This window comes from Methylocystis sp., assembly GCF_051062815.1.
Classification (GTDB): Bacteria; Pseudomonadota; Alphaproteobacteria; order Rhizobiales; family Beijerinckiaceae; genus Methylocystis.
The window spans coordinates 62,169-74,029 of the sequence record NZ_JBPFDU010000082.1 but is presented as its reverse complement, the minus strand read 5'-3'; the positions used below and the strand labels follow the sequence as shown (position 1 = coordinate 74,029).

Below are 11,861 nucleotides of genomic sequence, written 5' to 3'. Positions count from 1 at the left end.
AGGTCTGGCAAGGAGCACGATGGCGATCTTCAGCGTAATCGGGCGGCGCGACCTGCCGATTAGAGGCGACGGTCTTTATCTGCGCGCGTCCGAAATGCGCGACTACATCGAGTGGGCCGAACTGCGCGAAAAAAGCCGCTCCTTCCTGACGCCCTGGGAGCCGCTCTGGCCGATCGATGATCTCACACGGGCGAGCTTTCGCTATCGCGTGCGCCGCCACGCCGAGGAAATGGCCCGCGACGAGGCCTATTCCTTCTTCATCTTCCGTGAGGAGGACGACGCGCTGATGGGCGGCCTCTCCTTCGGCCATGTCCGGCGGGGCGTGTCGCAGGCGGCGACGCTTGGCTATTGGATGGGCGAACCCTATGCAGGCAAGGGCCACATGACCCGCGCCGTTCGCGCCGCTTGCGCCTATGCTTTTGAGAAGCGCGGCTTCCATCGCATCGAGGCGGCTTGCCTGCCGACGAACGAGCCCTCGAAGCGCTTGCTGGAGCGCGTCGGCTTCAAGCAGGAGGGTTATGCGCGCTCCTATCTCAACATCAACGGCCAGTGGCGCGACCATTTGCTCTATGCGTTGTTGGAAACCGATCCTCTGCCGATCAATCCGCCATCGGCGGCGTAAGCGGTGCTGAAAGAAAACGCGCCCGGCGATCGATGCAGGGCGCGCGGCGCGGGACGAGCTTCCCGTGCGGCTTGAGCCGCGCCGTCTCTTCAAATCGGATTGACGTGGACGAGATCGCTTACGCGAGCGCCGCTTTCTGCAGAGCGACGAGGTCCGCGACTCCCTGCTGGGCGAGCGCCAGCATGGCCGACAACTCATCTTGGGAAAAAACCGCGACTTCGGCCGTCGCCTGAATTTCAACGAGGCCGCCCGATCCGGTGAGGACGAAATTGGCGTCGGTCGCCGCGGTTGAATCCTCGGCGTAATCGAGGTCGATCACCGGGGTTGCGTTGAAGATGCCGCAGGACACCGCGGCGACATGATCGCGCAGCGGGCTTTCCTTGACGATGGAGCGCGAACGCATCCAATTAAGGCAATCATGCAGCGCCAGCCAGGCGCCGGTGATCGACGCCGTGCGCGTGCCGCCGTCCGCCTGTATGACGTCGCAGTCGACGACGATCTGCCGCTCGCCAAGCGCGGGCAGATTGGTGACGGCGCGCAGCGAGCGGCCGATGAGGCGCTGGATTTCCTGCGTGCGTCCCGAGAGCCTTCCGGCGGCGGCCTCGCGCCGCGTGCGCGTGTGGGTGGCGCGTGGCAGCATGGAATATTCCGCCGTCACCCAGCCTCGGCCCTGGCCGCGCAGCCACGGCGGCGGCTTGTCCTCGAGCGACGCCGCGCAGAGCACTTGCGTATTGCCGAATTTTACGAGGCAGGAGCCCTCGGCGTAGCGGGCGACGCCTCGCTCGAAACTCACCTGGCGCATCTCGTCGGGCGCGCGTTTACTAGGGCGCATAATAGCTCCGTTGTCGTATGGGTTGCGCCTTCTATCGCGCTTTCCGCGAGCGTGGAAGCGCCGGGCGAGGGACGGCGTCTTGCGCTGGCGGCCGCATGGTGAAACCATGAGCTAACGGGGCCGGACGAAACCAGGCTCCGATAGATAAGGAGGGAGTGATGGGTCAAACATTGTCCCCAGCGTCGTCCCAAGGAGCGCATTCTCACGAGGCGAGAGCACAGGGCCCGCGGCTGATTGCGCTGGCGGGCCCGTTCCAATGCGGCAAGACCACTCTTCTCGAGGCTATTCTGGCCCACGCCGGCGCGATCCCGCGGCAGGGCCCCGTCGCTGCAGGCGCCAGCGTCGGCGACTCCAGTCCGGAAGCCCGCGCCCATCAGATGAGCGTCGAGTCCAATGTCGCGACGGTCGATTATATGGGCGACGGCTACACATTCGTCGATCTGCCAGGCTCCGTCGAATTCGCCCATGACTCGCGCAATATCCTGCCGACGGTCGACGCCGCCGTCGTCGTCTGCGAGGCCGACCCCCGCAAGATACCGGCGTTGCAGCTCATTTTGCGCCAGCTCGAAGAACTCGGCGTGCCGCATTTCATTTTCCTGAACAAGATCGACGCCGCGACCATCGATGTGCGCGAGGCGCTCACCATTCTGCAGCAGGCCTCGCGCACGCCGTTGCTGCTGCGCCAGGTTCCGATCTGGAACAATGGCGTCGCGGTCGGCTTCATCGATCTCGCGCTGGAGCGCGCCTATGTCTATCGCGAACATGCGCCGTCGGAAGTCGTCGACATTTCCGGGGGCGACGTCGCGACCGAGAAGGAAGCCCGCTATTCGATGCTCGAACGGCTCGCCGACTACGACGACGCGCTGATGGAGGAGCTGATTTCCGACATCGAACCGCCGCGCGATCAGGTTTTCGACGACCTCACCAAGGAATTGCGCGCCGGACTGGTCGTGCCTTTGTTCATCGGCTCGGCCGAACGGGGCGCTGGGGTGACGCGGCTGTTGAAAGCGATGCGTCACGAGGCGCCGGGAGTCGAAGCGACCCGGGTGCGGCTTGGCGTCGGCGAGGGCGGCCCCGCGCTGGCGCGCATCATTCGTACGATCCACACGCCGCACGGCGGAAAAATGTCGGTCGCGCGCGTGCTGCGCGGCTCCCTTGCGGACGGGCAGACCGTCGCTTCGCCGCAGGGAGAGGATCGCATTTCGGGCATATCGCATTTGATGGGCGCGGCGACGAGCAAGACGACGGAGGCGAAGACCGGAGACGTCGTCGCTCTCGGGCGTCTCGATCATGCGCAGACCGGCGACACGATCGTCGCCGACGCGCGCTCGGGCGCGGCGGATCTGCGGAAGACGCGCGCGGAAGCTCCCGATCCGGTGCACGCCCTCGCGCTCAATGTGAAGGACCGCAAGGACGAGATGCGCCTCGCCGCGGCGATGACGAAGCTCATCGAAGAGGATCCTTCGCTCGTTTTTGTCCATGACCAGGAACTGTCGCAGATCAAGCTTTTCGGCCAGGGAGAGATGCATTTGCGCGTCGCGCTCGAACGCCTCGCCTCGCGTTTCAACGTCGCGGTCGACTGCTCAAAGCCGACGGTCGCCTATCGCGAAACGATCCGCCATAAGGTCACCGTCCGCGGCCGTCACAAGAAGCAGTCGGGCGGACATGGCCAGTTCGGCGACGTGGTGATGGAGATCGCGCCACGCGGCCGCGGCGAAGGATTCGCCTTCAGCGAGCGCGTGCACGGCGGCTCCGTGCCCAGGCAATATTTCTCGTCCGTCGAGGCCGGCTGTCAGGACGCCTTGCTGCACGGCCCGTTAGGCTTTCCGGTGGTCGACGTCGAGGCGGTGCTGACCGACGGCTCGTACCATTCCGTCGATTCTTCCGACATGGCGTTCCGCACCGCGGCGCGCATCGGCATGAGCGAAGCCTTGGAAAAGGCCGAGCCGATCCTGCTGGAGCCGGTGCTCGCGGTCGATATTTTCGTGCCCAGCGACGCCATGTCGCGCGCAACCGGCATCGTCTCGGCGCGGCGCGGCCAGATCATGGGCTTCGGCCCGCGTGAGGGGTGGGAAGGCTGGGACAAGTTAGAAACTCTGATTCCCGAGGCGGAGATGGACAATCTCATCGTCGAACTGCGCTCCGCGACGGCGGGCGCGGGCTTTTACCAGGCGCGTTTCGACCATCTCGCGGAAGTCGTCGGCAAGCAGGCGCGCGACATCGTCGCCGCGCATACGGCGAAGGCGAACGGGGGGTAGTCGGGTCAGCCTGGAAAGCATCGCCCAAAGGCCAGTAGCAGGCGCGGATCGCCGCGCAGCCGGATCTTGCCGCGCAGCAGCGCCCAGACGAGGCTCGTCTCCTTGCGCACGAAGCGCAGCCAAGTTTCGGAGTCGGCGGTCACGAGCAGTCGCGAGTCGCCGACAAGCCCGTCGTCGACGCTGAGCATTTTGTTGGCGATGACGATGGTGGCGCTGCGATGGTCCGCGCCGGTGAAGACGAAGTGGTAGACCGCGTCGAGACCGGTCGACTTGCCGCGCTGGAAGAATAGCCGCAAGCCGGAGAGGAAGCCCTCGATCGTCACGGGACGTGGCGTCGAGCCCACGCGTTTTGGCGTCTTGGCCGGAAACCGGCGCGCCACATAAGCTTCGGCGTCGGAGTCAGCGACGACGTAGACCGTCTCGGCTTTCTTCTGCAGCGGATCGACGATCTCCTGAAGATAACGCTTCTTGTCCGCCTGATAGGCGCCGATCACATCCGCGCCCGCCGGGCAGACGGCCATGCAATAGGCCGCCTTGTAGTTCGGACCGAAGGCGAGGCTCTGCCACATTGAGACGGTCTCGGCGTCGCTGACTTTCGCGCGATAGGCGCGCGCGCTTTTTGCATCCGCGATCGTCTCCACCCACTCGCCGAAACCGCCCATGAACTCGCGATAATTATGCGCGTAGCAGGCGCCGAAGTCGAAATGTCCGTCCGGCGCAATCGCGCCCGTCGGACAGGCGGCGACGCAGAGTTTGCATTCAAAGCATGGATTGAAGTCGAGCGGCTTGGCGCGCGCCTCAAGGTCGAGATCGACGGCGACCGTGCCGAGCAGAATGAAATTGCCGAACTTCGGGTGAATGACGTTGCGATGGATTCCCATGCGTCCAAGCCCCGCCGCCACGGCGACCGGCTTATGCGAGATGAGCCACATCTTGTCGGGCCATCGCGACGCTTCCATCGGGAATCCCATTGACGGATAGGCGGCGCGCACGCCGCGCGCTTCGAGGGAGCGGGCGATCGCGCGCGCGATATCGTCACAATCGTCGGCTGCATGGTGGAATTCGAGATTGGCGGCGGATCGCGCCGGGCTGCGGATGTTTTCGCGATTCATCCTGACGACGAAAGAAACGAGCGTGCGCGCGAAGGGAAAGGCCGCGAGGATGTCGCCCCGCTGATCGTCAAGCGCCGGATCGTCGAGCGAGACAAGGCCGACGTCATCGGCGCCGGCCTCAAGAGCAATGTCGCGGAGGGCGTTCGCATTGATGTCTTTGGCGTCAGCTGCGAAGGAGAGGCTGCGATCTACCATCATTGCATATACCCCTTTCAGCGCGGCGATCGTCTCGGCGCCGTTCAGCTTAGACTGGCGAGGTCGCTTCCGTCAGGACGCGCAGTTCGGAGAGAAGCTTTTGGAGGCGTTCGGCGCCGAATTTCGACTCCACTGCATTCTGCGCCTCGCGCCAGTGCGGCAGCGCGTTGGCGATCGTCGCCTCGCCGAACGGCGTCAGCGCAATCTTGCGCGTACGGCGATCGTCGCCGCGCTTCACCTTCACAAGCCCGCGCTTCTCCAAAACCGCGAGGTTTCGAGCAAGCGCGCTGCGATCAAGCGCGAAATATTCGGCCAGTTTGCTGACCGTCGCGCCTCCGGTGAGAGAGCAGGCGACGAGCAGCGAATATTGCGTCGGCTCCAGACCGGTCGCCGCCATAAACTGCCCGTAGAGCCGCGTGATGGCGCGGCTGGCGCGGCGAATATTCGCGGCCGCGCAGCTTTGCGCGCAGAGCCTGACGTCGGACGGATCTAACGAAGTCATGATATGTGCATATGCCCATTTTCTCGCGCCGTCAAGCGCGGCCGGCGCTCGCTTGTGCGCGAGAGCACAGTAAACCAACGCGCTTCGGATGAGGGTCGTGAACTGCTTTTTCACATTATCAAAAGGGAGTGATGAGATGCGAATGTTCATATTCCTGGTGGCCGCCGCCCTCGCCATGTCCTTCAGTCTCTATTCGAGCGCGGGCGGCTTGAAGCGCGCGTCGATCTCTGCGCCGCAGGCGACGAGTCTCGACGCCAATCCGCCGCCGCGTTGCGCCAATAGCAAGAGGGTGCGACAGGCGGCGAACGTCGGATGCCTCATGAAGGGCAAGCGCCGCAGCGCGTAATTGGGCGCTTGATCCGTCGACGGGCGGCGTTAGCTACTCGCGCAACCCTCACGCGCGAGAAGAGGTTCAGCATGTCCACACCCGGCGGCGCCGAGACGGCGGCGAAGACGATCGAATTGCGAATTGCGCCGCGCGCGCGCGATCTCGGCGGCTTCAGCGTCAGGCGCGCGTTGCCAGACGACAGGCGCCAGATGGTCGGGCCGTTCGTCTTCTATGATCATTTCGGCCCGGTCCAATTCGGGCCGGGGCAGGGGATAGACGTGCGTCCGCATCCCCATATCGGTCTTGCGACCGTCACCTATCTTTTCGACGGGCGCATTCTGCATCGCGACAGTTTGGCCAACGTGCAGGAGATCGCGCCTGGCGCGATGAATTTGATGACAGCCGGGCGCGGCATCGTGCATTCCGAGCGCACGCCGCCGGGGCCGCGCGCGGCGGGGCAGCAGATGCTCGGCGTGCAAAGCTGGCTGGCCTTGCCGCTGGCGCATGAAGAAACCGAGCCGAGCTTCCAGCATTTTAGCGCCGACGTTCTTCCCATCGTTGAGGATCGAGGCGTGTTCGCGCGTGTCATCGCTGGCGCCGCGTTCGGAGCCAAGTCGCCGGTGGAGACGCTATCGGATTGGTTCTATGTCGAGCTGCGTCTCGCCGCTGGCGCCTCGGCGCCGCTCGACGCCGACTATGAGCAGCGCGCGCTTTATCTCGTCGAGGGCGCCATCGAGATCGCCGGCGAACGTTTCGACGAGCCGCAACTGCTGATCTTCAGCCCCGGCGCCGCGATCACGATCCGCGCACTTTCCGATGCGCGGATGATGCTGCTTGGCGGCGCGCCGGTCGACGGGCGCCGCTTCGTCTGGTGGAATCTCGTCTCTTCCAGCAGGGAGCGGATTGAGCAGGCCAAGCGCGACTGGCGGGAAGGCCGATTCCCTTCAGTGCCGGGCGACGCGGAGTTCATTCCACTGCCGGAAGAGTAGCGACGGTCAGCCGCCGACCGTTCGGCGTGAGGCGGGCTTACGGAGTCACCACCACGGTCGCGCCCACGGCGACGCGATCATAGAGGTCGACGACGTCCTCGTTCAGCATGCGGATGCAGCCATAGGAGGCGGCCGAGCCGATCGACTTGCGCATCTTCTGCGTCGTGCCGTGGATCGCGACCTGACCTTCGCTGAGCGTCATGGCGCGGGCGCCCATCGGATTGTTCGGCGCGCCGCCGGGGATCACCTCGGGAAGCTCGGGATGATCGTGCTTCACATCTTCCGGCGGCGTCCAATCGGGCTCGACGAATTTGGCGTTGATCTGCACGACGCCGCTCCATTCCTTGCCCGCCTTCGGGACCGCCACCTTGTAGGCGATGGCGTCGTCCTGATCGACGATGAGATAGAGCTTGCGCTCGTGCTCGCTGACGACGATGGAGCCGGGATCGAGTTCGGAGTGATAATGAACGAATTCGCGGGCGGCGGCGGCCTGGGGCGCCGAGGCGGCGCCGATGAGGGCGGCGGCGAAAGCGAATTGGGCGATCCTGGAAGTGCGGCGGTTCATTGTCTTGCGCTCGATGTTCGATGTCTCGATGAGCGCGTTGTAGAAGAGCCGCGGCCCGCATTCCGTGCGCCGGCGCACGCGGGAAATTCCGTCAGGTGAGCGTCGAAGCGGAGTCTTGCGCCTGCGCGGGACTCGGCGCAGCGCCCTCAGGCGTCGAGCGCTCTCTCAAAAACCGGAAGAGCGCCACGCCCAGAAAGCCGACGATGATCAGCGTGTGGGGCGCGGTGATCGAGAAATGATACGCCAAGGCCGCGGAAATGGCGCGTTCCTTCTGAACGCCATAGCCGTTGACGAGATAGGCGACGATGCCGGCCTCAAACAGTCCCAAGCCAGCGGGGCTCGCCGGAACCGCGATCGCCAGCGCGCCGATCATCAATAATGTCATCGCGTGGATGAGGGTGAAATCGATTTCGGGGAGCAGCGTTCGAAAGGCGACGTAGACCAGGCAGACATTTGTCGTCCATATCGAGGCCGTGAAGAACGCGGTTCTCGCGGCGCGGTGATTAGCGACCAATCCGCCTGCCTGTTTGAAAAATGCGTCCAGACGCAAGGCGTCCAGGATGCGCCAATCCGGAAGGCGCCAGACAACGGCTTTCCGCCGGAAGACGAACATGCCGCAAAAAACAATTGAAAGGGTCGCAGCGGCTGCGATCAACAGGCGTGGATCGACAATGCGCGAATCTGAGCTCGCAAGGATGAGCAACGACAAAATGACGATTGCTGTAACGTCGTAGAGTTTTTCCAGCAGGACGGCGGCGCTGATGCCGCCAATCGCATAGTTAAAATATGAATGTCCAAAATAGATTTTCACGCCTTCGCCAGCCCTGAACGGCGCTAAACTGTTGAAGGTGAATCCCATCGTGGCGATCAGAAAACCGGAAAAGAGTCCGCCGCCCAGCAGCGTCGACAGGCGTGACCCATAGAATAGCAAGACGAACACATTCATCGTCATTGCGATCAGAATCGCGCTTAAGGGGAGCTGCTTGAGCTCCTGCGACAGATCGGCGAATTCGATGTTCTGATAGAGCCAGTAGGATATGTAGGCAAAAAAAGCGGCGTTCAAAATCAGCGCGACATATCCGCTACGCTGAGAGATGTATTTTATTGAGCTCGTCGCTCGCTGCGGCCCGGAGTTCGCGGGCAAAGGCCGAAGGCCGCCGACCGGCGAGACAATCTCGCTCAATCGCAGCTCGGGCGTGAGACGCGTCGGTCGAAGTCGATCGTCCTCTACGCTCATGGCCATCTCGCTATGCGCGGAATAGCGCCTCGCCTCATAGGCCAGAAAAATGGCCGGCGCGAAGACCGGCCTTTTCTCTGGCCCGCACAGGCCATCCGCTTAGTGCAGATACTGGCCGCCGTTGATCGTCAGCGTCGAGCCGGTGATGAAGCCGGCGTCATCGGCGGCGAGGAATACGACGGCGCGCGCGATCTCTTCGGGCTCGCCGAGGCGGCCGACCGCGATATAGGGAATGATGTGCTTGTCGAGCACGTCCTGCGGAACCGCCTTCACCATTTCGGTGGCGATATAGCCCGGCGCGATGGCGTTGACGGTGATGCCCTTAGACGCGCTCTCCTGAGCCAGCGCCTTGACGAAGCCGATGTCGCCGGCCTTGGAGGCGGAATAGTTGGTCTGGCCGGCCTGGCCCTTCTGGCCGTTGATCGACGAGATGACGATGATGCGGCCGAAACCGCGATCGCGCATGCCGTTGATGACCGGGCGCGTGACGTTGAACAGCGAGTTCAGATTGGTGTTGATCACCGCCTGCCACTGGGCAAGATCCATCTTGTGGAACAGACGGTCCTTGGTGATGCCGGCGTTGTTGACGAGAATGTCGACCGGGCCGATCTCTTTCTCGATCTGCGCGATTCCGGCGGCGCAGGCGTCGTAATCGGAAACGTCGAACTTGAAGACCGGAATGCCCGTCTCAGCCTTGAACTTATTGGCGGCTTCGTCATTGCCGGCGTAGGTGGCCGCGACAGTGTAGCCCGCCGCCTTCAGCGCTTTGGAAATCGCTTCGCCGATGCCGCGCGTGCCGCCTGTCACAACTGCAGTTCTTGCCATTTAAAGAGTCTCCTCCAGAATTGTTGATCGTTTGAAACGGCAGTCGGCAGTCGTGAGCAGGCAGTCGGAGATCGTCATAATCCGACTGCCTATCGCCTATTGCCGACTGCCCCGGATTACCGTTCCACCGTCAGCGCGATGCCCATGCCGCCGCCGATGCAGAGCGTCGCGAGGCCCTTCTTGGAGCCGCGACGCGCCATCTCGTGCAGGAGCGTGGTGAGCACGCGCGCGCCGGAGGCGCCGATCGGATGGCCGATGGCGATCGCGCCGCCATTGACGTTCACGATCGCGGGATCCCAGCCCATGTCCTTGTTGACCGCGAGCGCCTGCGCCGCGAAGGCTTCGTTCGCCTCGATGAGATCAAGGTCGGCGACCTTCCAGCCGGCCTTCTCCAGCGCTCTGCGCGACGCGGGGATCGGGCCGGAGCCCATCAGCGACGGATCGACGCCGGCGGTCGCCCAGGAGGCGATGCGCGCCAGCGGCGTCAGGCCGCGCTTCTTGGCCTCTTCGGCGCTCATGACGATGAGCGCCGCGGCGCCGTCGTTGAGGCCCGAGGCGTTCGCCGCCGTCACCGTGCCGTCCTTGGCGAAGGCCGGGCGCAGCTTGCCAACGCCCTCCATGGTCACGCCATGCTTGATGTATTCGTCGGCGTCGACGACGATGTCGCCCTTCTTGGTCGAGATCGTATAGGGGATGATTTCGTCCTTGAACTTGCCGGCCTTCTGCGCCGCCTCGGCCTTGTTCTGCGACTTGACCGCGAATTCGTCCTGCTGCTCGCGGGTGATCTGCCACTGCCGGGCGACGTTCTCGGCGGTCACGCCCATGTGGTAATTGTTGAAGGCGTCGGTGAGCCCGTCGACGATCATGGTGTCGACGAATTTGACGTCGCCCATTTTCGTGCCCGTACGCAGCTGCGACGCATGCGGCGCGAGCGACATCGACTCCTGACCGCCGGCGACGATGATGCTGGCGTCGCCCGCTTGGATCTGCTGGGCGGCGAGCGCCACGGCGCGTAGGCCGGAGCCGCAGACCTGATTGATTCCGAAGGCGGTGGCGCTGTCCGGAACGCCGGCCTTAATCGCCGCCTGACGCGCCGGATTCTGGCCCTGCGCGGAGTCGAGCACCTGCCCGAGAATGACCTCGTTCACTTCATTGGGCTGGACTTTGGCGCGCTCGAGAGCGGCCTTGATGGCGACAGCGCCGAGCTCGTGGGCCGGAACCGCTCCAAAGGCTCCGTTGAACGATCCGACGGCGGTGCGCGCCGCGGAAACGATCACGATATCGGTCATCTGTCGATCTCCTTAAAAAATAGTCCAACCGCCCGACCGCCTTGGCCGGTCAGGGGGCGAAGTGTTGGTCCTTTCGCGCTTGCGGTGGGCAAGCCGCGGCCCGTTTTGCACGGAATCGAGCGGTAGCGAAAGGCTTTCGGCATGAAAATATTGCCGCAGGCGCCAATTTGCGCGTATCGTCCAACGCTAGACGACTGTTTTTAGGCGGGCGGCGGCCGTGCGGCGAGGGGAGCGTGTCAGGCGTATGGCGACTGAGAAAAAACCCACCACGATCAAGAAATACGCCAATCGTCGGCTCTATGACACGGGAACGAGCACCTATGTGACGCTTGAGGACCTTGCCGGGATGGTGAAGCGCGGCGAGGATTTCGTCGTGTGCGATGCAAAAAGCGGCGATGACATCACCCGTCCGGTGCTGGCCCAAATCATCTTCGAGCAGGAGGGCAAAGAAGGCCAAAGCCTGCTGCCGATCGCCTTCCTGCGCCAGCTCATCCGCTTCTACGGCGACTCGATGCAGATGCTGGTGCCGAGCTATCTCGAATTCTCGATCGACAAGCTGACGAAAGAACAGCAAAGATTCCGGGATCAATTCACCTCGGCGCTCGGCGTCGGGGGCGCTCCGTTCGCCGAGCCGACTCGGGCGGCGTTCCAGTCGCTCGAAGAGCAGGCGCGCAAGAACATGGCCGTCTTCCGTCAGGCGCTGACCATGTTCAATCCCTTCGGCGTGCCGACGGAAGGCATGATGACCACGGCGCCGACGCTCGACGAGCAAGAAGGCGCCGGCGGCGCGCGCAAGGAGGGCGGCGACGTCGCCGACCTGAAGCGCCAGCTCGACGAGCTGAACAAGCGGATCGATAATCTATCGAAGCAGGGGTAGGCGTTCAGCGTTACGCCGGGCCATCTTTCTCCCGCTGCGGGAGAAGGCGTCGTCACGAAGTGACGACGGATGAGGGTCGACGCCGTTCAGAAAATCGCAGCGCCCTCAACCGACCCGGCTAAAGACCGTCGCTTGCGACGGGCCTCCTTACAGACGCCTTTTGGCTGAGCCGCCCTCTCCCGCAAGTGGGAGAGGAAGAGACGCTCCGTGGATTTACGTATTAAACCTGA

Annotated in this window: 12 protein-coding genes; 5 read left to right on the top strand and 7 right to left on the bottom strand. The window is 63.7% G+C overall.

Annotated elements, in window-relative coordinates; all coding sequences use genetic code 11:
• Nucleotides 1–19: 19 nt before the first annotated feature.
• Complete coding sequence (locus ACR65W_RS17815) at nt 20–622, top strand: GNAT family N-acetyltransferase (protein ID WP_434496043.1); 603 nt, start codon at nt 20–22, stop codon at nt 620–622.
• A 118-nt stretch (nt 623–740) separates the two neighbouring features.
• Here the strand turns inward: ACR65W_RS17815 and rph are convergent, their stop codons facing one another.
• Entirely contained in the window at nt 741–1,454 is a 714-nt protein-coding gene (rph, locus tag ACR65W_RS17810) for a ribonuclease PH (RefSeq protein WP_434498886.1), read from the bottom strand.
• 158 nt (nt 1,455–1,612) lie between these two features.
• Between rph and ACR65W_RS17805 the strand changes: the two genes are divergently transcribed.
• Nucleotides 1,613–3,712 carry an elongation factor G gene (locus ACR65W_RS17805; protein ID WP_434498885.1) on the top strand — a complete coding sequence of 700 codons (2,100 nt, stop codon included), beginning with the start codon at nt 1,613–1,615 and terminating at the stop codon, nt 3,710–3,712.
• A 5-nt stretch (nt 3,713–3,717) separates the two neighbouring features.
• Here the strand turns inward: ACR65W_RS17805 and ACR65W_RS17800 are convergent, their stop codons facing one another.
• A complete protein-coding gene (locus ACR65W_RS17800) occupies nt 3,718–5,022 on the bottom strand; it encodes a 4Fe-4S ferredoxin (RefSeq protein WP_434498884.1) in 1,305 nt (434 codons plus the stop codon).
• Nucleotides 5,023–5,068: 46 nt separating this feature from the next.
• Nucleotides 5,069–5,521: a MarR family winged helix-turn-helix transcriptional regulator gene (locus ACR65W_RS17795; RefSeq protein ID WP_434498883.1), complete on the bottom strand. Its 453-nt coding sequence runs from the start codon at nt 5,519–5,521 to the stop codon at nt 5,069–5,071.
• Nucleotides 5,522–5,657: 136 nt separating this feature from the next.
• On the opposite strand from ACR65W_RS17795, the gene ACR65W_RS17790 reads away from it, so the two are divergent.
• Nucleotides 5,658–5,867 carry a hypothetical protein gene (locus ACR65W_RS17790; protein WP_434498882.1) on the top strand — a complete coding sequence of 70 codons (210 nt, stop codon included), beginning with the start codon at nt 5,658–5,660 and terminating at the stop codon, nt 5,865–5,867.
• 71 nt (nt 5,868–5,938) lie between these two features.
• Nucleotides 5,939–6,838: a pirin family protein gene (locus ACR65W_RS17785; protein ID WP_434498881.1), complete on the top strand. Its 900-nt coding sequence runs from the start codon at nt 5,939–5,941 to the stop codon at nt 6,836–6,838.
• 37 nt (nt 6,839–6,875) lie between these two features.
• On the opposite strand, the gene ACR65W_RS17780 is transcribed toward ACR65W_RS17785, so the two are convergent.
• From ACR65W_RS17780 to ACR65W_RS17765, 4 genes are all read right to left on the bottom strand, one after another.
• Nucleotides 6,876–7,481 (bottom strand): L,D-transpeptidase, encoded by a 606-nt coding sequence (locus ACR65W_RS17780; RefSeq protein ID WP_434498880.1) that lies wholly within the window; start codon nt 7,479–7,481, stop codon nt 6,876–6,878.
• Between the two features lie 13 nt (nt 7,482–7,494).
• Nucleotides 7,495–8,640, bottom strand: coding sequence for a lysylphosphatidylglycerol synthase transmembrane domain-containing protein (locus ACR65W_RS17775; RefSeq protein WP_434498879.1), 1,146 nt, complete (start codon nt 8,638–8,640; stop codon nt 7,495–7,497).
• 99 nt (nt 8,641–8,739) lie between these two features.
• Nucleotides 8,740–9,465, bottom strand: coding sequence for an acetoacetyl-CoA reductase (phbB, locus tag ACR65W_RS17770; protein ID WP_434498877.1), 726 nt, complete (start codon nt 9,463–9,465; stop codon nt 8,740–8,742).
• A gap of 116 nt (nt 9,466–9,581) precedes the next feature.
• The gene (locus ACR65W_RS17765) at nt 9,582–10,754 is read right to left on the bottom strand and encodes an acetyl-CoA C-acetyltransferase (RefSeq protein WP_434496034.1); all 1,173 of its coding nucleotides are present in this window, start codon (nt 10,752–10,754) and stop codon (nt 9,582–9,584) included.
• A gap of 244 nt (nt 10,755–10,998) precedes the next feature.
• Between ACR65W_RS17765 and phaR the strand changes: the two genes are divergently transcribed.
• Entirely contained in the window at nt 10,999–11,631 is a 633-nt protein-coding gene (gene phaR / locus ACR65W_RS17760; RefSeq protein WP_434498876.1) for a polyhydroxyalkanoate synthesis repressor PhaR, read from the top strand.
• The last annotated feature ends 230 nt before the right edge of the window (nt 11,632–11,861 follow it).

Bases quoted from the DNA above. Each gene is read 5' to 3' on its own strand.
- ACR65W_RS17765 (WP_434496034.1), bottom strand. From the start codon at position 10,754: ATGACCGATATCGTGATCGTTTCCGCGGCGCGCACCGCCGTCGGATCG.
- ACR65W_RS17800 (WP_434498884.1), bottom strand. From the start codon at position 5,022: ATGATGGTAGATCGCAGCCTCTCCTTCGCAGCTGACGCCAAAGACATC.
- ACR65W_RS17815 (WP_434496043.1), top strand. From the start codon at position 20: ATGGCGATCTTCAGCGTAATCGGGCGGCGCGACCTGCCGATTAGAGGC.
- ACR65W_RS17790 (WP_434498882.1), top strand. From the start codon at position 5,658: ATGCGAATGTTCATATTCCTGGTGGCCGCCGCCCTCGCCATGTCCTTC.
- phbB (WP_434498877.1), bottom strand. From the start codon at position 9,465: ATGGCAAGAACTGCAGTTGTGACAGGCGGCACGCGCGGCATCGGCGAA.
- ACR65W_RS17775 (WP_434498879.1), bottom strand. From the start codon at position 8,640: ATGAGCGTAGAGGACGATCGACTTCGACCGACGCGTCTCACGCCCGAG.
- ACR65W_RS17805 (WP_434498885.1), top strand. From the start codon at position 1,613: ATGGGTCAAACATTGTCCCCAGCGTCGTCCCAAGGAGCGCATTCTCAC.
- phaR (WP_434498876.1), top strand. From the start codon at position 10,999: ATGGCGACTGAGAAAAAACCCACCACGATCAAGAAATACGCCAATCGT.
- rph (WP_434498886.1), bottom strand. From the start codon at position 1,454: ATGCGCCCTAGTAAACGCGCGCCCGACGAGATGCGCCAGGTGAGTTTC.
- ACR65W_RS17785 (WP_434498881.1), top strand. From the start codon at position 5,939: ATGTCCACACCCGGCGGCGCCGAGACGGCGGCGAAGACGATCGAATTG.
- ACR65W_RS17795 (WP_434498883.1), bottom strand. From the start codon at position 5,521: ATGACTTCGTTAGATCCGTCCGACGTCAGGCTCTGCGCGCAAAGCTGC.